24 protein-coding genes are annotated in these 25,914 nt (G+C 41.4%); 19 read left to right on the forward strand and 5 right to left on the reverse strand.

Annotated features, from left to right (window positions below):
• Positions 1-106: 106 nt before the first annotated feature.
• The 7 genes from ACFFGV_RS16245 to ACFFGV_RS16275 all read left to right on the forward strand — a co-directional run bounded on the left by ACFFGV_RS16245 (position 107) and on the right by ACFFGV_RS16275 (position 6,405).
• Positions 107-1,288, forward strand: a complete 1,182-nt coding sequence (locus ACFFGV_RS16245; RefSeq protein WP_377350033.1) for an MFS transporter — start codon at positions 107-109, stop codon at positions 1,286-1,288.
• A gap of 261 nt (positions 1,289-1,549) precedes the next feature.
• Entirely contained in the window at positions 1,550-3,037 is a 1,488-nt protein-coding gene (locus ACFFGV_RS16250) for a methyl-accepting chemotaxis protein (protein WP_377350035.1), read from the forward strand.
• 184 nt (positions 3,038-3,221) lie between these two features.
• The gene (locus ACFFGV_RS16255; protein WP_377350038.1) at positions 3,222-3,428 is read left to right on the forward strand and encodes a helix-turn-helix transcriptional regulator; all 207 of its coding nucleotides are present in this window, start codon (positions 3,222-3,224) and stop codon (positions 3,426-3,428) included.
• Between the two features lie 124 nt (positions 3,429-3,552).
• Positions 3,553-3,852, forward strand: a complete 300-nt coding sequence (locus ACFFGV_RS16260; RefSeq protein ID WP_377350041.1) for a hypothetical protein — start codon at positions 3,553-3,555, stop codon at positions 3,850-3,852.
• A gap of 356 nt (positions 3,853-4,208) precedes the next feature.
• Complete coding sequence (locus tag ACFFGV_RS16265; protein WP_377350044.1) at positions 4,209-4,727, forward strand: sigma-70 family RNA polymerase sigma factor; 519 nt, start codon at positions 4,209-4,211, stop codon at positions 4,725-4,727.
• Positions 4,717-5,694, forward strand: a complete 978-nt coding sequence (locus ACFFGV_RS16270; protein WP_377350047.1) for an LCP family glycopolymer transferase — start codon at positions 4,717-4,719, stop codon at positions 5,692-5,694. The genes ACFFGV_RS16265 and ACFFGV_RS16270 overlap by 11 nt, the downstream gene beginning before the upstream one ends.
• A gap of 18 nt (positions 5,695-5,712) precedes the next feature.
• The gene (locus ACFFGV_RS16275; RefSeq protein WP_377350050.1) at positions 5,713-6,405 is read left to right on the forward strand and encodes a Dph6-related ATP pyrophosphatase; all 693 of its coding nucleotides are present in this window, start codon (positions 5,713-5,715) and stop codon (positions 6,403-6,405) included.
• A gap of 123 nt (positions 6,406-6,528) precedes the next feature.
• Here the strand turns inward: ACFFGV_RS16275 and ACFFGV_RS16280 are convergent, their stop codons facing one another.
• Complete coding sequence (locus ACFFGV_RS16280; protein ID WP_377350052.1) at positions 6,529-7,398, reverse strand: fructosamine kinase family protein; 870 nt, start codon at positions 7,396-7,398, stop codon at positions 6,529-6,531.
• A 310-nt stretch (positions 7,399-7,708) separates the two neighbouring features.
• Here ACFFGV_RS16280 and ACFFGV_RS16285 point away from each other — a divergent pair, with 310 nt between their 5' ends.
• The 5 genes from ACFFGV_RS16285 to ACFFGV_RS16305 all read left to right on the forward strand — a co-directional run bounded on the left by ACFFGV_RS16285 (position 7,709) and on the right by ACFFGV_RS16305 (position 13,817).
• Positions 7,709-9,199: a PTS mannitol transporter subunit IIBC gene (locus ACFFGV_RS16285; RefSeq protein WP_377350054.1), complete on the forward strand. Its 1,491-nt coding sequence runs from the start codon at positions 7,709-7,711 to the stop codon at positions 9,197-9,199.
• Positions 9,200-9,542: 343 nt separating this feature from the next.
• Positions 9,543-11,642, forward strand: coding sequence for a BglG family transcription antiterminator (locus ACFFGV_RS16290; RefSeq protein ID WP_377350056.1), 2,100 nt, complete (start codon positions 9,543-9,545; stop codon positions 11,640-11,642).
• Positions 11,643-11,655: 13 nt separating this feature from the next.
• Positions 11,656-12,093, forward strand: a complete 438-nt coding sequence (locus ACFFGV_RS16295; RefSeq protein WP_377350060.1) for a PTS mannitol transporter subunit IIA — start codon at positions 11,656-11,658, stop codon at positions 12,091-12,093.
• Complete coding sequence (locus tag ACFFGV_RS16300; protein ID WP_377350062.1) at positions 12,094-13,236, forward strand: mannitol-1-phosphate 5-dehydrogenase; 1,143 nt, start codon at positions 12,094-12,096, stop codon at positions 13,234-13,236. It abuts the gene before it with no gap.
• 131 nt (positions 13,237-13,367) lie between these two features.
• Positions 13,368-13,817, forward strand: coding sequence for a hypothetical protein (locus ACFFGV_RS16305; protein ID WP_377350064.1), 450 nt, complete (start codon positions 13,368-13,370; stop codon positions 13,815-13,817).
• Positions 13,818-14,031: 214 nt separating this feature from the next.
• On the opposite strand, the gene ACFFGV_RS16310 is transcribed toward ACFFGV_RS16305, so the two are convergent.
• From ACFFGV_RS16310 to ACFFGV_RS16320, 3 genes are all read right to left on the reverse strand, one after another.
• The gene (locus ACFFGV_RS16310) at positions 14,032-15,027 is read right to left on the reverse strand and encodes an aldo/keto reductase (RefSeq protein ID WP_377350066.1); all 996 of its coding nucleotides are present in this window, start codon (positions 15,025-15,027) and stop codon (positions 14,032-14,034) included.
• Between the two features lie 142 nt (positions 15,028-15,169).
• Entirely contained in the window at positions 15,170-15,904 is a 735-nt protein-coding gene (locus tag ACFFGV_RS16315) for an AraC family transcriptional regulator (protein ID WP_377350068.1), read from the reverse strand.
• A gap of 299 nt (positions 15,905-16,203) precedes the next feature.
• Positions 16,204-17,076: a GNAT family N-acetyltransferase gene (locus ACFFGV_RS16320; RefSeq protein WP_377350070.1), complete on the reverse strand. Its 873-nt coding sequence runs from the start codon at positions 17,074-17,076 to the stop codon at positions 16,204-16,206.
• Positions 17,077-17,231: 155 nt separating this feature from the next.
• Here ACFFGV_RS16320 and ACFFGV_RS16325 point away from each other — a divergent pair, with 155 nt between their 5' ends.
• From ACFFGV_RS16325 to ACFFGV_RS16335, 3 genes are all read left to right on the forward strand, one after another.
• Entirely contained in the window at positions 17,232-18,887 is a 1,656-nt protein-coding gene (locus ACFFGV_RS16325) for an ABC1 kinase family protein (RefSeq protein ID WP_377350073.1), read from the forward strand.
• On the forward strand, positions 18,880-19,182 hold the full coding sequence (locus ACFFGV_RS16330; RefSeq protein ID WP_377350076.1) for a phasin family protein: 303 nt from the start codon (positions 18,880-18,882) through the stop codon (positions 19,180-19,182). Before ACFFGV_RS16325 ends, ACFFGV_RS16330 begins: the two co-directional genes overlap by 8 nt.
• A gap of 365 nt (positions 19,183-19,547) precedes the next feature.
• A complete protein-coding gene (locus ACFFGV_RS16335) occupies positions 19,548-21,182 on the forward strand; it encodes a M4 family metallopeptidase (protein WP_377350078.1) in 1,635 nt (544 codons plus the stop codon).
• A 95-nt stretch (positions 21,183-21,277) separates the two neighbouring features.
• Here the strand turns inward: ACFFGV_RS16335 and ACFFGV_RS16340 are convergent, their stop codons facing one another.
• A complete protein-coding gene (locus ACFFGV_RS16340; RefSeq protein ID WP_377350080.1) occupies positions 21,278-22,141 on the reverse strand; it encodes an STAS domain-containing protein in 864 nt (287 codons plus the stop codon).
• A 174-nt stretch (positions 22,142-22,315) separates the two neighbouring features.
• Between ACFFGV_RS16340 and coxB the strand changes: the two genes are divergently transcribed.
• The 4 genes from coxB to ACFFGV_RS16360 all read left to right on the forward strand — a co-directional run bounded on the left by coxB (position 22,316) and on the right by ACFFGV_RS16360 (position 25,787).
• On the forward strand, positions 22,316-23,020 hold the full coding sequence (coxB, locus tag ACFFGV_RS16345; protein ID WP_377350083.1) for a cytochrome c oxidase subunit II: 705 nt from the start codon (positions 22,316-22,318) through the stop codon (positions 23,018-23,020).
• Between the two features lie 13 nt (positions 23,021-23,033).
• A complete protein-coding gene (ctaD, locus tag ACFFGV_RS16350) occupies positions 23,034-24,950 on the forward strand; it encodes a cytochrome c oxidase subunit I (protein WP_377350087.1) in 1,917 nt (638 codons plus the stop codon).
• Positions 24,947-25,522 carry a cytochrome c oxidase subunit 3 gene (locus tag ACFFGV_RS16355; RefSeq protein ID WP_377350089.1) on the forward strand — a complete coding sequence of 192 codons (576 nt, stop codon included), beginning with the start codon at positions 24,947-24,949 and terminating at the stop codon, positions 25,520-25,522. Before ctaD ends, ACFFGV_RS16355 begins: the two co-directional genes overlap by 4 nt.
• Positions 25,523-25,664: 142 nt before the next feature.
• Positions 25,665-25,787 carry a hypothetical protein gene (locus ACFFGV_RS16360; RefSeq protein WP_377350091.1) on the forward strand — a complete coding sequence of 41 codons (123 nt, stop codon included), beginning with the start codon at positions 25,665-25,667 and terminating at the stop codon, positions 25,785-25,787.
• Positions 25,788-25,914 lie beyond the last annotated feature (127 nt).

Consider the following 25,914-nt stretch of genomic DNA (forward strand, 5'->3'; position numbering starts at 1 on the left):
AATAAAATAACGCTTTCAGGGTTTTGTCAATAAAACGGCTGGGTATTCTCCAAAATGGAAGTTATCAACGTTGATAGATATTAAAAATTTTTGGAGGTACAGCTTCATGGGTAAAGGCAAAAGCATTCATGCGTTAATTATACTGATGTTCACACAATTCATTTCTGGTGGTGTGACGAATACAAAGGGCATCGTTTTAGATCAAGTTGAGAAGGATTTAGGCCTTGATATGAGTCAATTTGGACTAGTTGTCTTCATCTTCCAATTAGGATTTACTTTAGCGAGTGTTCTCATTGGTTACTATACCGATAAAAAAGGGCTGCGCATCATGACGATTGTCGGTTCTATCATTATGGGTATCGGTTTTTTAGGAACTGGTATTGCGCCAAACATTACATTCTTTTTAGGCTTCTATATGATTGTCGGATTCGGCCTTGGATCACTAGGAGTAGCCTCTAACGCTATCGTACCAGCTGCGTATCCAGAGCAGCAGAACCGAATGTTCAACCTGGCAATGGGTGTGTATGGATTAGGAATGGTCTTATTTCCTCAGCTTCTAAATTACATGTTCCAATTCGCATCATGGCGCTACTTTTATATCGGGATTGCCATCAGTCTTGTCCTCGTCATTCTCTACATTACCTCTGTGGCCTTCCCGGATGGTAAAGTAGAGAAGATAAACTTGAAAGCATTTATTCCCATGTTAAAAGATGCTCAGTTTGTATTCTTATTATTCTTTTTATTATTCGAAGTATCTGCAGAGGTATCCTTTACAAACTTTTTCCCGGTGTATTTAAAATCACTTGAGCTTGGAGGATTATCAACTGCAGCGAAAGAGGATATGGTTGCCCTTATCCTTTCTTTATTTTCCGTGTTCTTTATGATAGGAAGATTGGGCGTAGCGTATTTGACAAACTATGTAAACGAGCGGATTATCCTGATCGTGTTTTCAGCCGGTTCATTATTAACGGTAGGTATCAGCTTCCTTGTTGCTACTGGATTTCCTTATTTATTCGCTGGTGCAGGGCTATTTTTCTCCACTCTATTTCCAACTGCAACGGCCTTTGGAACGAAGCTGTCTAAGACAGGTGGTTCCGCACTCGGACTCATTTATATTGCATCTGGAATCGGCGGAGGTATTGCCGGTTACATTGTCGGTCTCGCCTCCGAGATATTCGGTAATACCGGTGGCTTTGCCGTTGTCCTTGTCTTCCTCGCACTAATGCTTGTCACTGCATTCTTTATGAATGGGGAAAAATCACAGCAAGGCAATTCGACAAGCGCTTAACATCAACATCTCTATTGCTACAGGCACCTGGTGTGTTTACTCACCAGGTGCTTTTTTACGCTCAGTAGGAAAAAGGGTCTAATGGAATATTGTAAAGAAAAAATTAATATGACAGAAGACATAAAAAACATGTGGATTTTTGTCGATATAAGGAAGAGGTCTAGAAAGGAAGTACGTAATCACTGTGATTATGATGGGGGTTTTTTTGGACATTTGTACTATTGGAACCCAACCCCATACCAGAAAGAGGAGGAGATGTGAGTGGACGCTGTTGAAGAAACGAAGCGGAAGGACACAATTGCAAAAAACAAACTAATGCTTGGAGCGTTTGTTACTGCCATGACGGCAGGAGTTGGCTACTACATTCAAGAGGGTAATATGACGCAGGTCATCGTAAATGGTGGGCAAGCAGTGGCGATGGCACTTGTATTTGTGCTAGTCCATTATGTATGGAAAAAGGAACATTGGTTTGCTTACATAGCTGTTCCACTTCCCTATTTAGCTGGAATATTTTCCATGGTACAAGTAGGAGGATCCGTAAAGGCTTTACTAATTTTTTTCTTCTTAGCTGTATTTTCTGCTGTTCCACTAAAAGGGAGGCTATTTGCCGTAGGCTACACGCTAGGCTTTGCTCTTGTACTCGCCAGCATCTTTACTAGTAGCGGCGATCAAGCACAGATAATGGATCAGATGGCGAATCCTTATATCATGATTTACGTTCTTGTTGGAATTATGCTATCCGCACTAATGTATTTGTATAATAAGCAATATAAGGTCTTTGAACGTTACTTGTATCAAAGTGTTGAGGAAGCTCGAGCCAAGGAAGAAGAAAATACAGCAATGGAAAAGGATTTAAATGTAATTTCCACAAGCATTGCCGAAATCAACCAACAAATTCAAAGTAACCTTGGTGCTCAATCCGAAATGAAAATAGCCGTACAAGAAATGGCGTCTGGTAGCCAGACCCAAAGTGAACAAATCACCTCTATATCGTCAAATGCTCAGGGCACAATGGAAGCAATAAATGAGATGCATACATCGCTTCATGTCCTTTTGGAAGAAGTAAAGACTATTTCCACCTCCTCTAACGAAGGGCAGGAGAAACTTCGGACACTGGAAGAAGAAATGAAAGCCCTAAAGAGAGTGATTAATCATCTAAAAGAAACATACACCGAATTAACCAGTAAGCTACAAGAAACGAACGCTCTAACGGAGGATATTAAAGACATTACAGAACAAACAAATTTGCTATCCTTAAATGCATCTATAGAAGCTGCAAGAGCAGGCGAGGCTGGTAAAGGATTTGCGGTAGTAGCGGAGGAAATTAGAAAACTAGCTGACGTGACAGCGAATGCAACCATAAAGATAACCGACAATTTAAATAGCCTGAACTCCAGGAACCATGCTGCATCAGAACAGCTTACAGAAAGCATTGATAAAATTAATTCCAGCGTCACCTCCACAACAGAGGTGGTGGATATATTCATTGAAGTTGGAAAGGTACTGGGGCATTTAGAAGAACGAATGGACAATTTCCAAACGATGTTTAACCACGTTAAAGAACACTCCGAAGATGTGGAAACCTCTACAAATGAACTGGCGTCTATTATTGAACAATCTACCGCTAGCATGGAAGAGGTAAGTGCCACTATTGAGGATTTAAATGAGGACAATGAAAAAGTGAGTAACTATATGAACGATATTACCGCCAGTGCTGAAAATTTATTGCAGCAAAGACAAACGGATTGATTATACAGCACTCTATCCTAGTTCGGGTAGAGTGCTTTTCTGGCTTGTCCTGCCTAAGAGTTGCTGTTGAAATCTTAAAATAGTGTATCATCTAAATTAACCTAATGAAGGATTTGTACGTTTTCATGGAATGTATATTTTACATATGGAATATATATGTTACACTGATAGGCAGGTGATGAGATTGGATAACCATGTAAAGCATGCTCGGATGGAACAGGGTTTAACGCAAATACAACTAGGAAAGCAAGTAGGGGTAACGAGGCAAACAATCAGCCTAATTGAAAAGGGGCAATACAACCCTACACTTCGACTGTGCTTATTGCTCAGCTACGCCTTACATACATCATTGAATGACCTATTCTGGATTGATGAGGAGGATTTTAAGTGAAGAAAATAAAGGACGAGCGCTTAAAAGAGCAGAATCTAAAAATATAAGAATAATCTACATCGTCCAAACGGCGGCTATTATTCTCCTTTTAGGATGGAAGCTGGCTACAGAGGGATTTGATGCTATGACAGCATCACCACTATGGTTTGTGTTCATAGGGACAGGAGTTCTCAGTGCTTTGTTAAGTATGAGAATTTCTATAGACCAAGAAGAATCGACTAAGAAGCCTGAGTCCTATCTAATCTATATCATCCTTTCCATAGTGGTAGGGTGCATATTTGCTGCAATCATATGGTTTACTACGAAGGACCTGGGGATGGCATTTATCATTGGGGGAATCTTCACAGTCTGCTTTTTAGGGTCTTACACGGTCATGTATGTACTTAAGAGGAAACGGTGGACAGAAGAAATAGAGGAACAATAAGCACTTCCAAGTGGAGGTGCTTTTTTTTGTGATGATAATACGGAAAGGGATTAGGAACTTTTTGTCGAATGCTAAGTGCATGACACACCTTCGCCTATTCGTTTGATGAAAATGTAATCCTAACGGCATTACCGTATGGAAAAGCGGTAGCTATACAATGGGATGAATGGCTGAGAAGAAGAAACCTAAACCGAACGCGCTTAATTGGAACCATTGTCCAGTCCCCGTCACAATAGATGGAACTGCTGCCTCTTTTTTTAGAGGTGGTTTCTTTTTTGTGAAAATGAAACATTCGTAAAAGGTGTACCGTCCAACTATTATTACGTAAGTATCGGTTGATAGAAGAGGGGAGCAGAATGGAGAAACACTATTGGTTAGATGAAATTATGAAGCAGTACGGGGATGAATTAGTTCGGCTAGCCTATACCTATGTAAAAGATGGGGAAACAGCCCGAGATCTTGTTCAAAATACATTTATGAAATGCTATGAGAAGAGTGAAACCTTTCGTGGAGATGCTTCACAAAAGACATGGCTATACCGAATTACAATAAATCAGTGTAAGGACTACCTCAGAAGCTGGCACCACAAAAAAGTAAGAACGATTAGTTATATACAAGAAAAAGTATCCTCTACTACCCCTTCCGCAGAGAGGGTAGTAGTAGAACAAGCGGGGAATGAGGAGATTCAAGAAGTACTGTTCACTTTGCCAAAGAAATATCGGGAGATCATCTATTTATATTACTACAAATCCTTAAAGCTAGAGGAAATAGCTTCCGTAACGGACTTAGAAATAAATACAGTGAAAACAAGATTGCGAAGAGCAAGACTAAAATTAAGAGGAAAGATGGAGGAGGCGGGCGTCCATGAAGGATAAGCAAAGGGTGCACATCTTGTCACACTGGGATAACGATGAACTTCGATTTACAGAAGAAGATCGTAAGATGGTTTTTGAAAAAATTAGAGAGCAGGAAAATGACAGAAAGAAGGCTACTAGGCGGAGGCATATCTTACCGGTAGCTCTCAGTGTGGTAATGGCAGCTTTGTTTTTTGTATTCGCTGTGCCCGCCATTATTTCCTTGAACCAGGGAGCAGAGGTGACAAGAGATTCAGCTGCTAAACAATCAGCAACAATCCAGCCGGAGGACTACGTCACTTCCTTAATCGCCTTCAAAAATAACAATGAACGCAGTACCGTCAACTTAGTGGCTAGTTATCATCCAGGAAAAAAGAAGGCAAAGGTAATGGCCTTGCCGAGAAGCACAAAGGTTGCACTTAAAAAATCAAATGGTCAAGAAGAACAAGGTAAATTACTATCTTCTTATGCTTGGAATCAAATGAGTGGTCTAACGTATAGTGTGGAAAATTTAATAAACATGGAGATAGACTACCAATTCGTCGCATCAGAGGAAAGATTTAAAGAGGTGACAATGGAGAAAGGCGGTATAGAGGTACACATCCCTGCATCCATAACCATTTCGGATTGGTCAGGTCAAAAGGAGATTCAAGTGGATAGAGGTACACAACGAATTTCTGGTTATCGTATCATGAATTTATTATCAACGGATAGCAGCCGTTCTGGAAATGTTTCTAAAGCTATTGCATCGTCTATAAAAGGGCTTCAGCAGGAAGTTACTTTACAGGATTTAAAACAAATTGCTGTAGAGGAAGAAACGAATATGCCTGATTCCACAATTGTGAACAGCCTAGGACAGATAGAGGTAGAAGTGCTCCCAGTAAACGATGGTAAGCAGATCATAGAGGAAGATACTGGGGTATATTACTACATTATAACAGAGGAAGACCTTGAGCAGTATAAGCACGAATTAACCACTTTTGAATAACGGAAAGGAGGACTTTCATTGAAAAAAGTAATCGTATCGTGGAGCGGTGGGAAGGATAGTGCTCTTGCTTTAGCAGAAGCGTTGGACAACGAGGAGTGGGAGGTCGTTGGGTTACTATCTACTACTTCAAATGAAAGCTTCCGCCTGCCAATGCATGAAGTAAGAAGGGAGCTGCTGATAGCACAAGCGCAAGCAGCAGAGCTTCCCTTATATGAGGTATCCTTGCCCTCGCACGCCAATAACGAGTTATATGAGAGGAAGCTCCATCAACAATATAAGAAGATAGAGGAAGAAGGAGTGCAAAGTATCGTATATGCCGACATATTTCTATCGGACATCCGTGCCTTCCGAGAGCAGCATTTAAGTCAAACCGGAATAAATCCTTTATTCCCGCTGTGGGGAAGAGACACGAAGGAGATAGCTGCTTCCTTTATAAAAAAAGGGTTTCAGGCAACAATTACTACAATAGATCAAAGTAAGCTAGGTCTTAATTTTCTTGGCCTTCCCTACAATGAAACCCTACTCGATGAGCTTCCCAAAGGAATTGATCCATGTGGAGAGAACGGTGAGTTCCACACCTTTGTTTGGGATGGACCCTGCTTCCGCCAGCTAACTCCTATCCAGGAAGGAGAAGTATTTACTACACTGAACAACGCATTTGCTCATATTGACTTATGGTTAAAGGAAGGCCCGAGTAGACCCTTAGACTAATGGCTGCATCCTTCTTTGAGCGAACAGTCGCTTATCTTCGTGGATAAGCGACTGTGCTGTGAGAGTTTGTGCTCTTCAGCGAAAACCGTACTCCAAGTACAGACTGCTCTCAGTAACAAAATTCTAACCGACATAACGCTTTAAGATTCTATCAACAGAACCCCCGTACATTTCTCCAAATAAATTTAGGTGAGCTAATAGATAATATAATTGATATAGCTCTTTTATATCCTCGTAATGTTCAGGTAAGGGCAGCTGCTCCTTATAAGCTTCATAGAACTCGATGGAGTAGCCTCCGAACAATTCTGTAAAAGCAATTTCAAAGGCGTGATCACCATAAAAGATAGACGGGTCAATGAGTACAGGCTCCCCATTTGGTCCCGCCATCCAGTTTCCGCCCCAAAGGTCTCCGTGCAGTAGAGATGGCTTGGGTTGATGCTCCAGCCAATCAGGCAAACGCTCCATCACTTTTTTTAATCGTTGTTTACGATTCGATGGTAGTAGGTCACGTTCAGCTGCTAGGTTAAATTGGGAGACGAGACGACTGTCGTGGTAATAATCCACCCAGCTCTCATACCATCCATTCGGTTGCGGGAGAGATCCTATGAACGTATCCTCTTCGAAGCCGTGCGCCTTACCATCTTGGTTATGCATAGCAGCAAGCTGGGTGCCTAATTGTTGAAGGGTATCTTTTTGCTTTGTCCCTTCCAGCCATTCCAGCACTAACACTCCTGTGCCATTCTCCTCGGGCTCATCATAATAAAAAACCTCAGGAACACGCACCGTATTCGACTTTCGTATCAGGCTCAGCCCCTTGGCTTCCACACGGAAAAAGTGAGAAGACACCTTTTGGTTTCCTTTAACGAAATATCCTTGTTCCTTTGTGCGTACATAATAAGCCTGATTGATATCACCACCGCCAACCTGCTTCAGCACATCAACATTCGTAGTATCACCTATGTATTCAAGAGCATGTTGTATTTCTTTTTTCATACTTAATACCTCCCTATCTTGGACTTATAGTAGATGTACCTATTCAATGACTACTCTAAACTATAGTTTAACAGGGAAGGGGCGAGCAGGTAATGCTAGATGTGTTACATGCTTTTTAGGAATGTAATATCGATATAGTTTCACTAGTGTGAAAGAACTCCAGAATGCACGTAGCCTCTTACATTTCAGTCTATTTTAGTGATGTCATTTGTCCTATGACAAAGCTGTATTTAGATTGTCTTGAGAATCGCCTTGTAACCGCTTTACTATAGAGTTACATACAAGAAAGAGAAAAAAGGAGGAAGGCGACATGAGTCAAAAACAAAATGCGGGTGTGAGGGCTCGCGTACAGAAATTCGGCAGCTTCTTAAGTAGTATGATAATGCCGAACATTGGAGCTTTTATTGCATGGGGTCTTATAACCGCTTTATTTATACCAGATGGATACTTCCCAAATGAGAATTTAGCAGAAATGGTTGGTCCAATGAGGGATTATTTGCTGCCATTGCTAATTGGCTTTACAGGAGCTCGTTTGGTGCATGGCTTACGTGGCGGTGTTGTAGGGGCAACAGCTACGATGGGTGTAATTGTCGGAGCGGATATCCCGATGTTCCTAGGTGCCATGTTAATTGGTCCCTTTGCAGGTCTTGTGATTAAACAAATAGATAAAATGTTTGAAGGTAAAATTAAATCTGGATTTGAAATGCTAGTCAATAATTTCTCTGCTGGAATCGTTGGGGGAATTTTAGCTATTATTGGTTTTTATTTAATAGGTCCGCTAATGGCAGGATTGACAGCAGTACTTGCTGGAGGAGTAGAAACGCTTATTAATGCAGGTCTGTTACCGTTAGTAAATATCTTTATTGAGCCAGCTAAAGTCCTATTCTTAAACAATGCAATTAACCATGGAATATTAAGCCCAATAGCAGTCGATCAGGCGAAGGACTTAGGAAAGTCCGTTCTATTCCTATTAGAATCTAATCCTGGACCAGGTCTTGGTATCCTGCTGGCGTTTATGTTCTTCGGAAAAGGAATATCCCGTCAAACAGCACCTGGTGCGGCAGTGATTCACTTCTTTGGGGGTATCCATGAAATCTACTTCCCTTATATTCTATCAAGACCCATTCTTATTTTAGCTGCAATGGCAGGTGGTGTAACGGGTACTGCTACATTTGTTGCTTTCGGAGTAGGTTTAACGGCAACCCCATCCCCAGGAAGTATTATTGCTTTACTTCCATTGGCTGCTAAGGGAGATGTCTTAGGTGTCTTAGCCGGGGTTATCCTGTCTGCTGCAGCATCCTTTGTAGTCGCTTCTATCATCATGAAAGTAACAACACAGAAGGATGAAGGTGATTTAGAACAAGCTACCGCACAAATGGAGGAAATGAAAGGGAAGAAGAGTAGTGTCTCCAGCCAGCTAACGAATGCATCTGATTCAAATGAGACAGAGCAAGCAGAAGCTGAGGAAGAAACAAGTGGTACTCCGGAGCGGAATACGAATGAGGTTCCAAATGTAAATCGGGAAGAGGTCGACCGTATAATCTTTGCATGTGATGCAGGGATGGGGTCAAGTGCCATGGGTGCATCTCTATTGAAGAACAAGTTTAAGAAGGCAGATATTCATATTGATGTTACGAATATGGCCATTAACGATTTACCTTCCGACGTAGATATTGTCATCACACATAAAGACTTAACAGAGCGAGCAATCCAAAAAGTTCCAAATGCCCACCATATTTCAGTAGAAAACTTCTTAAATAGCCCTAAGTATGATGAGCTAATCAAGGAACTAAAGAAATAACAGTTATGAAAAGATCTGGCTTATCTAAAGCCAGGTCTTTACTTTTCTATTATCACAAATCTTCCTCATAAGAGTGAGATACAGAAATATAGCATCTCTATTTTAGTTGTAATGATGGAATGTTTATACAAAGAAAGGTAAATGATATAGACCTTCATTAAAAACTGTTCTATAAAAATGAAGACGGCAGAAAAATTCCCTCTCTTTAGTTATTAAATTTTGTCACGGATGATGTGACGAACATACGATTAGATTATATTGAAACCCTAATATGAACGCGCTACCATAAAGTGGAGAGATGGAAAGTTTTTAAATGTTGTCATAAGGAGGTGGTGGTAAGGAGATGTTTGTTACAGGTCGAGAGAGAAAAATGTTAGAACTGCTGTTCACGAAACAGGCAGATTTAACGATCAAGGAACTGGCAAAGGAATTAGATGTCAGTACGCGAACTGTACATCGTGATATAAAGGGGATAGAGGATATTCTAAGCGGATTTGAGATTACGGTTGAAAAGAGTGCTGAAGGCAACCTGTACTTGGAAGGATCAAATGCCTCCTTGAAACAACTTCGCTTAACGCTAAATCAACAACAGCCGTTAGATTACACTCCAGAAGAGCGTCAGGTTCTCATTATATCGAAGCTGTTAGAAGCAAGGTCTCCCATCAAGCTCATTGCACTAGGGAATGAACTAGGAGTGACTGTAGCCACCATTAGCCATGACTTAGATAAGATTGAGGCTAGTTTGTCTGAGTTTGAGATTTCCCTTATTCGAAAGCGAGGATACGGTGTTGAGATAGAAGGTAGCGAGTCCAGTATTCGCCAAGCCATTAGTTATTTAATTATGCAGAACATGGACGAGCATGATTTCTTCACTTTATTGCGTCAGAACATTCAGGATTCGCCTCAAAACTTAGTGAATTCCATCTCAGAACAGTTATTAGAGCTCGTGAATAAAGAGAAGCTGATGCTCATTGAGCAACAGGTCAACCATTCAATTCAAGCATTACCCTATCAATTAGCAGACAGCGCCTATATAGGGCTTGTAGTTCATTTAGCTCTCGCAATTGAACGTATTCAGAAAGAGGAAACGATTCAAATGGAAGAAAACCAATTGAGTCGACTTCAGATGACCAAGGAATATTCATTTGCGGAAGAGCTGATTCAGAACCTGTCTGATATCTTTCACATTGCTATTCCAGATGAAGAGATTGGATATACATCTATGCACCTTATGGGTGCCAAAGCAAGATATACCCTTGACCCACTGCTGGAAGATGCAAACATGAGTATTGCCTTTAAGGCGAAACAGTTAATTTCCAGAGTATCAAAGCGATTGGATATCGACTTAAATCAATTCGAACGACTTCTCAATGATTTAGTACTGCATTTAAAGCCGAGTGTTCATCGATTACAACATAATATGAAGATTGAGAATGCTCTTGCTAATCAAATGAAAGAAGATTTCCCGGAATTATTCCAAATAGTCGGGGAAGAATTGACAGAGGTATTTCCACAGTTCAGGTTTCCAAAAGAGGAAACAGCCTTCGTTGTTATGCACTTTGCTTCCAGCTTATTAAATCTGGAGGATATAGAAGGATTACGTGTCTTAGTGGTGTGTTCAAGTGGGGTAGGGACAGCGAAGATTTTAGCTGCGAAATTAAATAAACAATTTAAAGAAATTGATAGTGTAGATCATCGCTCGTTGTTTGATTTGCCGCATATTGACAGAGAGGATTACGACTTGATTATTTCCACACTGACCTTGGACGGAGACGAGGACTATGTACAAGTAAGTCCTATTCTGCGGGAGAAGGATATCCACAAACTAGAGCATGCGATACGCCGGATTCAAGTGACAAGTCTTGTCCGCCGTGCACCTAAACAAGAGCAAGAGAGGTTGTTAGAGGAGAAGGATATGGAAAGCCTTAAACAATCTATTCAAGCCGGACAACGCTATGCCGAAACGGCAAGTCAGCTGTTAGAGTACGTTAGTGTGGAGCGCGTTCACGCAAGCTCCATGGAAGAGGCTTTAAGCAAAGCTATTACAGGGGTTAAGGAGTATGGGATTATTAGTAATCCAGACAAAGTGCTGGGGAATTTGGTGGAACGAGAAGCAGTAGGAGGGCTAGGTGTGCCAGGTACTTCTTTGGCACTCTATCATACAAGAAGTGAGGCAGTATCTGCCCCAGCTTTTACAATTCATATTTTAGAGACACCACTTCCCATTAAAGACATGGGGGGAGAACCGATGGATGTAGAAACGGTCCTGCTGATGATTGCCCCAGTTTCTTTACACAAAGAAGGGTTAGAAATTCTAAGTTTTATTAGCTCTACCATTGTGGAGGAAGAAGAGTTTACGAGAACGCTCGAGTCTAGGAATGAACCAAAGATAATTCAGACTGTGTCCAATCGCATTTATGAATTTTATAAAACGAAATTATAAAGGAGTAATTACAATGTCTAACGATATTTTAAAGCCTGAAAACATTATGTTGAACAAAAGCTTGTCCGGGAAAGAAGAAGCAATCCGTTATGTTGGTGGGATTCTAAACGAGCAGGGCTATGTGGATAAGAATTACGTAGAGGAAATGTTAAAGCGTGAAGAGATTACCTCTACCTTTATGGGGAACTATGTTGCAATTCCACATGGCACAGAAGAGGCAAAGCATTCCGTTCATGAAACAGGTATTACTGTGGTGACAGTACCGGAAGGGGTAGATTTTGGAGGCGGCAATATCGTGAAACTACTGATTGGAATTGCCGGAAAAGGGAATGAGCATTTAGAAATTTTATCCCAAATTGCAATTGTATGCTCTGAGGAAGAGAATATTGATAAAATTATTGGCGCCAATACAAAAGAAGAAGTCATTGAGATGTTTAGTGAGGTGAACTAAATGATTGCAGTGCATTTCGGAGCGGGGAACATTGGCCGTGGGTTTATTGGTTCCTTATTGTACGATGCTGGATATGAAACAGTGTTTGTTGATGTGAACGAGACACTGATCAATGGCATCAATGAACAAGGAGCCTACACGATTGAGCTAGCAGGTCAAAAAGAGGAAAAAGTGGTAACTAATATTGCGGGATTGAACAGCAGAACGCAGCCGGAAGCAGTAAAAGAAGCCATCCAAAAAGCAGATGTTATTACAACGGCAGTTGGACCACAGATCTTACCTATAATAGCGAAGACAGTAGCTGAAGGCTTAGAGAAGCGCGTACAAACGAATGCATCTCCTATTAATATTATCGCGTGTGAGAATATGATTGGCGGCAGTGAAGCTCTTCGGGAAAGTGTCTTAGAGAATGTAGAAGAGTCACTAAGGGCAGAGGTGGATCAAACCTTTGGCTTCCCTAATGCAGCAGTCGATCGAATTGTTCCAGAGCAGCATAACGAGAATCCTCTTACAGTGAAGGTGGAGCCTTATTATGAATGGGTAGTGGAAACCTCCCGTATTAAAGGAGATCGTCCAGATGTAGCTGGCATTAAATATGTAGAAGAACTTACTCCATATATAGAGCGGAAGCTATTTACTGTTAATACAGGTCACGCTGCCGCAGCTTACCTTGGAAGCTATTACGATCATAAAACAATTAAACAAGCTATGGATAACCCTGAAGTCAAAGAGAAGGTCCGTTCTACCTTACAAGAAACTGGTGAGGTGCTGATAGAGAAGTATAACTTTGGGCGGGAAGAACATCAAGCTTACATTAATACGATCATTGAGCGCTACTTAAATCCTGATTTATCAGATGATGTGACTCGTGTGGCAAGAGCTCCAAAACGAAAGCTTGGACCCAACGATCGCCTAGTTCGTCCTGCTTTAGCATACTCACACCTTTTCAGGGAAGAACCGAAGCATCTGGCAGAGGTTATTGCAGCGGCGCTCCTTTATAAAAACGAGAATGATCCAGAAGCTGTCGCATTACAAACATCTATACAAGAGCAAGGTGTTCGAAAAGCATTTCAAGAGATATCTGAAGTAGAGGATGAAGCGTTCCTTCACCTTGTGGAAACCTGTTATGGGAAGATGACATAATAGATGGAAGAGATTCTAAAAGGGTGGCAAACCTGACGCATTCAGGTTTGCCGCCCCATTTGTATTCAGAAGGAAAGTACACTAGAAATGGAGAATAATTATACAAAATGTAAACGATGGGTGGAAAAGACGTGACACAATATATATATATTGCCTCGCCTGTAAAACTTCCTCAAGGGTGCTTTGGTCATACTCCTATTTCAGCTGAAACCCCAAATGTGTTTAACAGTGAGTTTGACTACACACATTTATATTTTGAGAATAATTACGATAGCATTATAAAACGAAAATTTACTTATAGCCCCCACTTCACATATAACTACCAAGTGGCCGCAGCTGCTAACGACATACCTTTGAAATCCTGTATAAAAGGAACTAGGGAAGAGGAGAAATGTCTAGAATTACTTTATTCCTATATAACTGAGGCTATGAAAGCAAGTGGCACGCTACAATATTTCACTTGTGTAAGCGGGAAAGAAGACTCGGAACGGTTGATACAACGCAAAGTGAACTGGAATGACCTACAAGAACCTTATGACCTTGTGCTAGATGATAGGGAATATTGGGAGATTACCTTTTAATCTACCATTTTGCTAAAACGATAAAAACCGTGCTTCTAATGCATTAATATATTCTTCCTATCGGAAGTGAATTTAAGTAACGCTTCTATGTGGGGGTGGAGATATGGTTGGTCCCCTCCCTGATACACGAATCGGCCCCATTTCCATACCTTCCACTATCTCCCATATATGCGATAACAAACATCTACATGTTCATCATTATTATAGCCATGTGTTATAGAGGCTGATATGGTAATGGGGCGTTAGGGGAGATGAATCCTTTTTCTACTAACTCTTCCCAAAATTCTTTAGGGATTTCTCTTTGAATCATCTCTATATCCTCTATAATTCGGTCTGGTCTTGTTGATCCAGGGATGATGGAGCTGACGGCTGGGTGAGCGGTTGAGAATTGCAAAGCAGCTGCTTTTAATGGGACATCATAGCGTTGGCCAATGTCATTTAATTGTTTAACTGTTTCCTTAATAGAAGCTTTTGCCTTTGCGTAATTAAAATACTCTCCTCCAAGTAGTGCGCCTGAATTGTACGGACTTCCCACTACTATATCTACATTTTTTTGCTCTGCTGTGTCCATCATGCGCTGTAAGGCTTTTTCATGCTGCAGTAGCGTGTATTGAGTAGCCGACAGACATATATCTGGCTGCGTTTCCTCGAGCTCCATGGCTATTTCAATTGGTTCCGTTGTATTAACACCCAGTCCCCAAGAACGAATAACACCTTCTTCACGAAGGCGGGTCAATACTTGAAAGGCTCCCTTTCTAGCTTCATCAAATTTTTCAACCCAGCTATCACCATGAAAGTCTGGAGACACATCGTGCACAAAAACAAAATCTAATCGGTCGGTTTTTAAACGCTCCAAACTTTGTTCAATGGATCGTTTCGTCGCATCTTCTGTGTAATCGGTTATCACTCTGTTGTTTCGAGCGTATTGAAACAGGCCTTCTTTTTCCACTTTTTCATCCGTTACATAACGGCCTACCTTACTACTTAGAACGTATTCATCTCGATTATATTTGGATAACATATCACCGAGACGCATTTCTGCTAAACCTGCTCCATAAAAAGGGGCAGTATCAAAGTAGCGAACCCCTTCATCCCATGCGGTTTGAATCGTTTGTTGAGCCTCTTCTTCCGGAACCTCCCGGAACATATTCCCAAGGGGGGCGGTTCCTAATCCCACTCTATGCTGTAGTGCTGTTATAAGCGACTTCATGTAATCCCTCCATTATCCGTTTATTAGTATATATCCTGTAAAAAAAGGAATGAAACAAGGTACAAAAAGAAGGGACAATAAAAAAACACTCCAACCAATTTCTTCGTTAGAGTGTTTCCTTATCAGTCCATCTGCTAGTCTGTTAAGCATGCTGTTCTCTGAACTCTTTAGGGGTAATCCCTACATATTTCTTAAATAAGGAAGTGAAATAGCTCTGATTGCAAAAGCAGAATAGAGTAGCGATTTCTGATATGGAATTGTTTGTGTGAAGCAGGAAGTGCTTAGATTCATCAATCCGTTTTTGATTAATGAACTGAACGATAGAAACGCCGACCTCTTTTTTAAATAGGTGAGAGAGGTAGCTTGGGCTGACATAGCTGTTTTCCGCAATCATATCCAGGGTCAAATCCTTCAGTATGTGCTCATGGATATAAGCGATAGCTTGATTCACGATTTTACTGTATGGAGTCTGCTGTTGTTCATGTAGTAAATGAACAAAATGTCTTAAGATTTCATATTCCATCTGTTCCAATGTTTCATAATCTTGAACCCGTTCAATTTCCAGGACGCAGGCATCTTGTAAATGAAAGGCTTGTTCTGGCTGAACGCCACCCTTAATAACAGCTCTTGTAAAAAGTGTACAAGAGGAGATGAGAGAATTTTTTAGTGAGCGTATTGGTTTTTCTGCTAACTGTGGGCGATATTCTTTGTTCATGCTTTTTAAAATGGTTAACGCTTTATCTGCATCGCCTTCACTAACAGAAGTGAGTAGTTGTTTTTCTAGTAAATAAGAAGGGTGGAGGTATTCTGATTCGCGATTATTTATACGAATCTGCATAAATGAATCGATCATAGATTGTTTGATAGAAGTGCTCATACTGTCCCCCGCAAACATAAGAAATTTTTACATTACACCTAACAGCGTTACGAAAATAACGCTATCGTAATGTTAACCTCACAAGGGCTCAGGAACCTCCGTAACCCCTTATGGGTACCTATTTATCGAATATTCTTACTTATAATTGTAAGCGATTTCTCCGCAATTGCAAAGCGATATTTGTAAAAAATTAGATACCAAGGGGAATGTTAGTGAAATATTATTATAGATGCACGGGAAAGTGGGGGGTTATAGACTTCACAATAGAAAAAGCGCTTCAGAAAGAAGCGCCTTTTGTACTATGATAGTATTTTTTCATAGGCATAAATCGTTGGTCCTTCTAGAAAACCAATATGCGAGAATAGTTTTTCGGCTCCAGGATTTGCATTGCGTACTGAAATGGTGACAAGGTCTAATTCGTAAGTTGTAAAGGCGTGTTGCAGGGTATGTTGAATAAGCTGCTCGCCAATACCTTGATTCTGCTCATCCTCCTTGACGAATAGAAAGCAAATATCTCCCTCATTGGTCCCCTCGATTTGTTCAAAGAAGATATAACCAAGCACCTCGTCATCCTTCTTATAACACCATAAATGAAATAAAGGGTAACGTTGTAAATGAATCATTTCATCAAGAGAATAAAAAGCAGCAGAAGGGTGTAGTTGTTCCACTCCTTCATAATCGTTATCCACATAGGACTGGATTGCTGCGTTGTCCTCTGAGGTTTCTTTCCAAGTGGATTTAGGCATAAGCAAGGTTTTCTCAATATTGTAGCAATAGAACTGCTTCGCTTCTGCAAATCGCGTCAGCTTCTCATTCTGTTTATAAAAGGCAATTTTTACAGCGGGAAGGTGGGCCTCAATGGTAGGAATTACAATATTCCATAACTCCTCAAGGACCATATCGGCATCTTTGCTCGATGTAAAGGGGCCAAGCATACGGGCAAATTGGTGCTGAAAGAAGGGCAGCAGGCCAATAAAGCCAATGATTTCACCGTCTTGTCTGGCGACCCAGGCCATTCGTTCATCTAATGTTAGAAGCGGGGCGAGCTGTTCATGTATGGCTTCTTGTTCCGTTTCTAACCACGCTACAAAATGATGGTCGTAATCGTTCATTTGAGCTAACCACTGTGATACCTCAGGCAATTCCTCGTACGTCAACGGAAAAATATCCACATCATTACCTCCCATACTATTTGTTCATTAACTGTATCAAACTCATTTTGTTAAGAGAAGGGAAACCATAGATAATCAAGAGAATCGATAGGATTGTATGCTGTAATTTCGGGTACAAATAACATATGGTACGTACGAGAGGGGGATTATCTTCATTGAGATATACAGCACTTTATCGCATCACCATTATTGTATTTATGGCAGTAAAATTTCTATGGCAAATATTTTGGTTTCACAAGCTGCATCGTATTTGGGATGAATCAAATCGTTCTAAATGGGAATCCCTGCTCGTCAAGCAAGCAAAGGAGTATCGAAGAAGGGCATTACAGTTAGAAGGATTGCTAATTAAGGTAGGACAATTTCTAAGTACTCGGGCAGACCTTCTGCCAGCCGTTTTCTTAAAGGAACTGGAGGGTTTAGTGGATCGGGTAGAATCGGTTCCCTTTGAGAAATCCAAGAGAATAGTAGAGGAAGACTGGAACACGGACCTGTATCACTACGTGGAGGAGATAAGCAGTGAGCCTGTGGCTTCTGCTTCCATTGGAGAAGTGTACAAGGCAACATTGAAGGATGGTAGAACAGTCGCTATTAAAGTGCAGCGCTATCGTGTAGATAAAATTTTTCATACGGATTTTAAAGCAATGCGTATTGTATTCTGGATTCTTTCCCGCGTCTCATCCATTGGGAAAAAAGCAGATCTTGGTGAGCTATACAGAGAGCTTGTACTAGTGGTGGGGAAAGAGCTGGATTTTGAACAGGAGCTGAAGCATTCCCTTTATTTCAAGCAACGCTTTGATGGATTTGAGGGGGTTTATGTCCCTGATTATGACGAGGAACTCTCCACTAAACGTGTACTTGTGATGGAGTGGATTAATGGGGTTAAAATTACCGATAGTACCTTCATTCAACAACATAATCTAGACCGGGAGCAAATCGCTAGGCGGGTATTCGACCTTTTTGTAGAACAGCTGGTAACCGATGGGATGTTCCATGCAGATCCACATGCGGGAAATCTGATGCTGCGCTCTGATGGTACGATAGTTATGATTGACTACGGAATGGTCGGGGAAATAAGTAAAGAGGATGCAAGCTATATCCGTCTTATGATTCAAGGCTTTATTCTAGATGATTACGATCAGGTAATTCACGCTTTGCAGGATATGGACTTCTTGTTACCACATGCGAATAAGCAGAAAGTGAAGAAGCTGTTAAAAGAAACAGCTGATATGTATTTGCAGGGGGACTTCGAGAAGTTTGATCAGCACGTTATGAATCAAATTATGGATGATTTGCAGGAATTTGTGAAAGAGCAGCCTATCCAGCTTCCAGCGGATTACGCCTTTTTAGGGAGAGCGTCCTCTATTGTAATAGGTGTATTGACCTCCATTTATCCAAGTATTGATTTAATGAAATGGGGTAAGCCTGTTATTAAAGATTGGGTGTCAGGAGGCGAGTCCGATGCATCTTTATATACAGAGGTAATAAAAGATGCGGCGAAGCCATTATTATCGCTTCCAAAATCCATTAATCAGTATTTAACAGATGGCGAACAGCAGCGAGCCTTCGACCAACGTCAGCAACAGCATAGGCTTTTTCATCAATATTACGTATTTTACGCCCTTCTTTCCTTTTTGAGTGGAGCAGCGGGTATCGGAACCGCCCTATATGGATACAGCAGGCTGCCAGATTGGGGCTTTTCAACCAGTCTGGTCATTGGAGGGGTAGGAATGGTGGGTCTTATCTTTTTTGCCGTTGTTCATTTCAGATCTATTCAATCCATAACGGAAGACAGGAGGAATAAAAGTGAGTGATTTATTGAAGAAAGGTTTTTACATTGGTCTAGGAGCAGCAGTGAGCGGTAAGGAAAGAGCGCAAAGGATGCTAGATGAGCTAGTAGATAAAGGGCAAGTAACTCCGAAAGAGGCAAAGGAAATGCTAAACTCTTTTAAAGAAAAAGGGGAAAAGCAAAATGAGAAATGGACGAATCAATCCGAAGGCTATTTCCGAAATATGATACAAGAGCTTGGTTTCGTTACAAAAGAAGATTATCAAGTTTTGGAATCACGGATTGAGGCGCTGGAGGAGCAATTAAGGTCTAAAGAATAGGGAGGAAGAGACATGTACCCCAATAGGTGCATGTCTTTTTTTATTCGTTCCAAAGTTATAAGAAAATAATAGATTAGCAGCATGAATGAAATGCCATTTTTCCTGTTTCTTTTTCCTCTATCGACTTTTGTTCCTTATTTATCCATTTGATCAAACGTTTAATCAAACAGGAGTCTATCCCCTCCCAGACACTTCTTGGCTCTTTGTTAGCTATCCTTTGCCGTTCTGACCTATCTGACCCTTTTTCGCAAATTTTGTCGAATTAACCCTTTTCCATCCTTTTCTTCTATGCTCATTTTCCCAAAGCAATAGCGTGCCACGTCTGCTAGCATGAAGGACATACTTGAATTGGGAGGGAGTAACATATGAAAAGACAGTGGAAATCCGTAATAGGGGCAGTAACCATAGGGGCAACGTTATTTGCAACAACAGGAATAGCAGACGCAGCGAACGATCCAGCTTACAAATTAAAGCCAAACGCAGAGGTAACATGGCAGAAGGAAAGCGGCCAAGCGGTACCATCCTTCATTAAAGGGAAAAGTGGAGAGGCTATTCAAAAGCATATCCGAAATGAAGCTGATGTAAAGGAATTCTTCCAGCAGAATAAAGAAACGTTTAATGACGCATCTCTTAAACTGGTAGAGGTGAAGGAAGACGAACTTGGGATGAAGCATTACGTCTATCAGCCTACTGTTCAGCAGGTGCCAATTGATCAATCCAAAGTAATTGTACATACCAACAAACAGGATGAAATGATCTCCGTCAATGGTGAGTTTCACGCTGACGCACCAGATACGTTAAAGGAGAAGAGAAAGCTCAATAGTCAGGATGCCATAGGAAAAGCATGGAACCATATAGAAGTCGATAAAGAAGAAGCGGATATCAAGCAGGAATCAGTAGAAGGCGGGCACATAGATAACCTAACGGAAACCTCTGAGCTAGTTGTTTTTCATGAAGATGGAGCATATACGCTAGCATACAAGGTCCAGCTTCAATTTGCAGAGCCGACTCCATCCAATTGGAATATTTGGGTGAATGCACAAGACGGCCAGGTAATAAAAGCTGTCAATAAAGTAAAGGAAGCAGCAGCAACTGGTTCTGGCACAGGAGTACTTGGGGGTACGAAATCCTTGAACACGTACAGCTCCAATAATACCTATTACCTTTACGATACTACGAAGAACATGAGCGGGGTCATCCAAACCTATGATAATAATAACGGTGGACAATGGTCGTTGCCTGGAGATTACGTAACAGACACGGATAACAAATTTATTAGTGAAAGTCAAAAAGCAGCTGTTGATGCCCACTATTATGCTGGAGAAGTATATGACTATTTCTACGATAATTTTGGTCGTGTCAGCTATGATGATAATGGGGCCGATATAACGTCGACGGTTCATTATGGTTCTAATTACAATAACGCTGCATGGACAGGGAATCAAATGATATATGGAGATGGAGATGGATCTCAGTTTACTTATCTATCTGGAGCTGATGATATTGTAGCCCATGAACTAACACACGCTGTAACGGATAGTTCTGCTCAATTAGTCTATGAAAACCAACCAGGAGCACTGAATGAATCATTTTCTGACGTGTTTGGCTATTTCGTAGATAACGAGGATTGGCTCATGGGAGAAGATGTGTACACCCCTGGACAAAGTGGAGATGCTTTGCGCAGCATGTCCAATCCGACACAGTATAATCAGCCTGCCCATATGGATAACTATAGAGACCTTCCGAACACCGAAGCTGGTGACTGGGGCGGTGTGCACATTAATAGCGGAATTCCAAATAAAGCCGCATACAACACTATTCAGTCAATCGGACAATCTAAAGCGGAGGAAATCTATTACCGCGCATTGACTAACTATTTAACGCCAAATAGTAACTTCTCCGATGCAAGAGAAGCTCTTATTCAATCCGCGAATGACTTGTATGACAGTTCTACTGCTAACTCTATTGCCTCTGCCTGGGATAGCGTTGGGGTAAATTAGTAGCTATAGAATAGCTGAAAAATAGAAAGAGAGCCCTTTACCATGTTTTGGTAAGGGGCTCTTTTCTTTATGCATATGATAATGGACTGGGCTGGTTAGTCCTTAGCATAGTCTTTCAATAGTTGTACAGCTTGCTTTAAATTTGGCATCGTCTTCACTTGGTTACTGTTTGGGGTTTTCATCCCAGCTTGTACGGCACGCATGCTTAACTCCGGTCGCATTCCAGTTAAAATTGGGGTTAACCCAATAATATTCAAAGAATCAAGCAGGCGCTGGAAGTGATGCAGAAGCTGATCATCCACATGGTAGACGCCGGACATATCAATGACTAGCCAATCAATGTCCAGCTGGTTCGCCTCTTTTAATGTTTCGTCTATAAGGACGTTAGCTCGCTTCTCATCCATCTCTCCAATAATAGGAAGGATTGCTACATGCTCCATAATCGGTACAATAGGGGTAGATAACTTTAAGTACTTTTCTTCATAAGATTCCATTTCCTTTGCTTGGGCATTATGAAACGCCTCGCTGTATCCGTACACTATATGGTTAAACAGATTATCTATTTGAGTGTACACGGACAGAAAGGTTGTCTCTGCCTGTAGAGAATGCTTTGCCTGCTGTTCAATAAACCTCCACAATGCTTCCTTGTACACACTTAGCTTCGCAAGGTAATCTGACAAGCTCTGCTCGTTTCGTCGCTTTAATACAGAATTCCCAACATGCTCTCCCCACTCACTTAATTGCTTTAGGTCCTCATCTGTTCCGTTAAAGTGTTTAGCTATCTTTTCTACCATTTCTTGTAATACCTGCTGGAGACGCTGTTCCTCTTCAGGAGTATCGGGGAGATATGCTTTCGAAAATCGTTGTCTTAACAATTTATACATATCCACTGCAATAGGTTGGGAATGGGTTTGAATTTGCTGCTGATAATAATGGAAGGTTTGATTAGATTGCATCATCGCCACACCTCAACTTGGTAAAAATCTATACCATATTATAATAAGGAATATTCCTTTCGTAAATTGGTAAATAATGAACTTCCAGAATCCTTCCTGCTGACATGTTTCAACCTCTATGCTTTCGGTAATATACCAACAGATGACCATTTTCATAGAATAGAAATGAGGGAGTGCATGAAAAGGCTGAGTGCTGTTTTGGCGTTGTTCGTTACCTTGTTATCTGGCTGTAATATGAGAGTGTTTGATCCTATTAGTGAAACTGCAAGAGACCAGTCGTTCCTTATTGTATTTAGCTTTATCTTGATGATGATAGTTCTCATCGTCGTATTTATTCTGTTCATTCGCTTTGTTTTGAAATATAGAATGACAGAGCATAATCAGGATTACATACCGCCCGAGGAAGAGGGCAATAAGACATTAGAGATTATTTGGACCGTATTGCCTGTATTGCTGTTAATTGTGTTAGCGGTTCCAACGATCCGCATTACATATGATGTGTCCTCTGATGCAAATGCCATCCCACCCGAGGCAGTTGCCATCGACGTAACCGCACAGCGTTATAGCTGGACGTTTGAATACCCGAATGGGGTGCAGACAATCGATTCGGTTGTTCTTCCAAAGGACCGACCCGTCGTATTTAACCTCCATTCGAAGGATGTTATTCACTCCTTCTGGATACCGAATTTAGGTGGCAAAAAGGATGCCATCCCAGGGGAAGACCGTAGTTTACGTGTTACACCTGATCAAACAGGAACATACCAAGGAAAATGTGCCGAGTTCTGTGGGGTGGAGCATGCTCAAATGAGATTTACCACTGAAGTGAAAACACAAGCTGAATTTCAACAATGGCTCGAGGAAAAGAAACAAACATTAGAGTAAAGGAGGGGGAGAGATGATAGCAGAGCTGTTCGGCAGAAATTTCTACGCAGCTTCCGATACTATTCTTGCGTGGTTTATGCTGCTAATTACATCCATTATAGGAGTTATAATAGTAACTCGCGCCAAAAAATGGGGGTTAATTCGAGAATATGTCACCACCACCCACCATCGAAAAATAGGCGTTTTATATTTATTATCTGCTACTCTTTTTTTCATGCGTGCTGGAATAGAAGCGTTGTTAATAAGGCTCCAGCTTGCCCTTCCGGAAAGTGATTTCTGGGTGTTTCAAGGGGAGAAATTCAACGAAGCATTTACTACGCACGGAACCATCATGATCTTCTTCGTTGCTATGCCGCTGCTTATTGGGCTAATGAACGTTGCTGTGCCGTTGCAAATAGGTGCTCAAGACATGGCCTTCCCTTATTTAAATGCTGTTGGTTTCTGGCTGTTTCTTGCAGGAGCGTTACTGGTTAATATGAGCTTCTTTATGACAGCCTCCCCTAATGCAGGTTGGACAGCCTACGCCCCCTTATCTATAGATACATATACTCCAGAAGCGGGCAATGACTATTATGTATTTGGTATTCAAGTTTCCGGTATTGGAACTATTATGGCTGCTATCAATATGATTGTCACTATTATTCGTCATCGTGCTCCGGGCATGAGTTTGACAAGAATGCCACTGTTCCCATGGTCTACGCTCATAACATCTTTCTTAATCCTTATAGCATTTCCGGTTTTGACTATTGCTTTATATATACTAATGTTTGATCGGTTATTTGGAACCTCGTTCTTTGCTGCCCCAGAAGGGTCACCGATTTACTGGCAGCACTTGTTCTGGATATTTGGCCACCCGGAGGTTTATATCATTATTTTACCCGCTTTTGGTATCTTTTCAGACGTTATTTCTACCTTCGCGAAGAAGCGTACATTCGGGTATCCTTCGATGGTAGTAGCGCTGGCGATAATTGGTCTGTTAGGCTTTATGGTGTGGGTTCACCATATGTTCACGGTTGGATTAGGCCCACTAGTAAATACGTTTTTTGCCGTTACAACCATGCTTATTGCCGTACCAACTGGTATCAAGATATTTAACTGGCTCTTTACGATGCGAAAAGGGCTCATTTGGATTACTACCCCGATGCTCTTTTCCTTAGGGTTTATCCCTACCTTTGTCATGGGTGGCGTCACGGGAGTTATGCTCTCTGTGGCCGCAGCAGATATGCAGTATCATGACACCTATTTTGTGGTGGCTCACTTCCACTACGTGATTATCGGAGGGACGATACTTGGTGCATTCGCCGGTATCTATTATTGGTTCCCTAAGATGTTTGGCATTAAGCTAAGAGAAAGCTTAGGGAAATGGCATTTCTGGCTATTTCTTATCGGCTTTCATATTACCTTCTTCCCGCAGCACTTTGCAGGGTTAAATGGTATGCCCCGTCGTGTGTACACGTACGAAGCGGCGGATAATATTACCGCATTAAATTTTCTAAGTACGATTGGTGCCTTTCTCATGGCGATTGGTACACTGGCTTTTGTTTGGAACATTATTGTGAGCTTCCGTAATCCAGAAAAAGTAGGAGCTGATCCTTGGGACGGTCGTACGCTGGAGTGGGCGGTACCTTCACCTGCACCCGAGCATCCATTTCAGCCAATGCCATATGTGGTACGAATAGACCCATTAAATGAAGCGAAACGACAGAGAGGCGGTAAGCTTCCTGAAGCAGAGTCGGAGAGAGAAGCACCAATAGATGTAGTTAGCTGGCAGCCAGCCTTGTTCGGCGCCCTTATGCTAGTCTTCTCGTTAGCCTTTATTTACCATGTGACCTGGCTCCAAATTACACTCGGAATAGGAGTGCTAGTGCTGTTAGCGACAAGAGCATTAACGGATGAACACGTCAAAAAAGCGAGGGAGGAACAATCATGACCGCTTATGAGAGCCACCACACCATCTATGGAGATAAAAAGCTTGGATTTGTGTTGTACCTGTTAGGGGAACTGGTCATGTTTGCCACTCTATTTGCGACGTATATCATTTTCTCAAGACAGGGTGTTAATCCAACACCTTCAGAGGTGTTTGAGGCAAGAACCGTTATTATATCGTCTGTGTTCCTATTATCTTCAAGTGGAACCATTCACTTAGCCGAAAAAGCGTTTAAGAGAGAGGAGACACGTAAATTATGGGGCTGGCTAATTGCCACGATCATACTAGCAGCAGCGTTCCTCATCATGGAATCACATGAATTCCAGGTCTATTATGCGGAAGGATTTACATTAACCACCAACGTATTTTTGTCCTCCTTCTATATTCTAGTTGGTCTACACGCAGCTCACGTTGTGTTTGGAATTGGCTGGATGCTGCTGCTAGCCTATCAAATCAATCGTATTCCATCTTCCATCTATGAACAAAAGCAAACAATATTCGGCTATTATTGGCACTTTGTCGATATCATCTGGCTGTTTATCCTGGCCATCGTCTATATTCCCTACTTACTGTAAAAGGAGGCTCCACGTCAGTCTCCTTTATGAACATTGTGTTAACAGTAGGTAAAGCGTTTTCTATATCATTGACAAAGAAAGGAAAGAAGCAAATAATATAGTTATAAGGTCACGGAATACTTGAAAGAAGAGGTAGTTGTTTATGGAGATGAGCTTTGAAGAATTTATTGCTGCATTCGAATCACAATTGCTAAGGCCATTAACAGAATCGGAATGGAAACTAGCCCGATGGATGTATATGAAGGCAATAAATGAATACATATAGGCTTTTAAGTGTAAGAGGAAGAAACCGAAATATGGGTTTCTTCCTCTTTACGTTTTAATGGAGGTACGTGTTGAGGTAAGTTGATCTTTCTGAGCATCCACCTAGTGGGAGAGGTCTGCGAATATTT

The organism is Pontibacillus salicampi, assembly GCF_042434395.1.
Lineage (GTDB): Bacteria > Bacillota > Bacilli > Bacillales > BH030062 > Pontibacillus > Pontibacillus salicampi.

Coding starts and splice junctions, on each gene's coding strand:
- ACFFGV_RS16260 (WP_377350041.1), top strand. CDS start 3,553: ATGACAGCATCACCACTATGGTTTGTGTTCATAGGGACAGGAGTTCTC.
- ACFFGV_RS16285 (WP_377350054.1), top strand. CDS start 7,709: ATGAGTCAAAAACAAAATGCGGGTGTGAGGGCTCGCGTACAGAAATTC.
- coxB (WP_377350083.1), top strand. CDS start 22,316: ATGAAAAGGCTGAGTGCTGTTTTGGCGTTGTTCGTTACCTTGTTATCT.
- ACFFGV_RS16315 (WP_377350068.1), bottom strand. CDS start 15,904: ATGAGCACTTCTATCAAACAATCTATGATCGATTCATTTATGCAGATT.
- ACFFGV_RS16340 (WP_377350080.1), bottom strand. CDS start 22,141: ATGATGCAATCTAATCAAACCTTCCATTATTATCAGCAGCAAATTCAA.
- ACFFGV_RS16355 (WP_377350089.1), top strand. CDS start 24,947: ATGACCGCTTATGAGAGCCACCACACCATCTATGGAGATAAAAAGCTT.
- ACFFGV_RS16270 (WP_377350047.1), top strand. CDS start 4,717: ATGAAGGATAAGCAAAGGGTGCACATCTTGTCACACTGGGATAACGAT.
- ACFFGV_RS16335 (WP_377350078.1), top strand. CDS start 19,548: ATGAAAAGACAGTGGAAATCCGTAATAGGGGCAGTAACCATAGGGGCA.
- ACFFGV_RS16245 (WP_377350033.1), top strand. CDS start 107: ATGGGTAAAGGCAAAAGCATTCATGCGTTAATTATACTGATGTTCACA.
- ACFFGV_RS16280 (WP_377350052.1), bottom strand. CDS start 7,398: ATGAAAAAAGAAATACAACATGCTCTTGAATACATAGGTGATACTACG.
- ACFFGV_RS16300 (WP_377350062.1), top strand. CDS start 12,094: ATGATTGCAGTGCATTTCGGAGCGGGGAACATTGGCCGTGGGTTTATT.
- ACFFGV_RS16290 (WP_377350056.1), top strand. CDS start 9,543: ATGTTTGTTACAGGTCGAGAGAGAAAAATGTTAGAACTGCTGTTCACG.
- ACFFGV_RS16360 (WP_377350091.1), top strand. CDS start 25,665: ATGGAGATGAGCTTTGAAGAATTTATTGCTGCATTCGAATCACAATTG.
- ctaD (WP_377350087.1), top strand. CDS start 23,034: ATGATAGCAGAGCTGTTCGGCAGAAATTTCTACGCAGCTTCCGATACT.
- ACFFGV_RS16310 (WP_377350066.1), bottom strand. CDS start 15,027: ATGAAGTCGCTTATAACAGCACTACAGCATAGAGTGGGATTAGGAACC.
- ACFFGV_RS16295 (WP_377350060.1), top strand. CDS start 11,656: ATGTCTAACGATATTTTAAAGCCTGAAAACATTATGTTGAACAAAAGC.
- ACFFGV_RS16265 (WP_377350044.1), top strand. CDS start 4,209: ATGGAGAAACACTATTGGTTAGATGAAATTATGAAGCAGTACGGGGAT.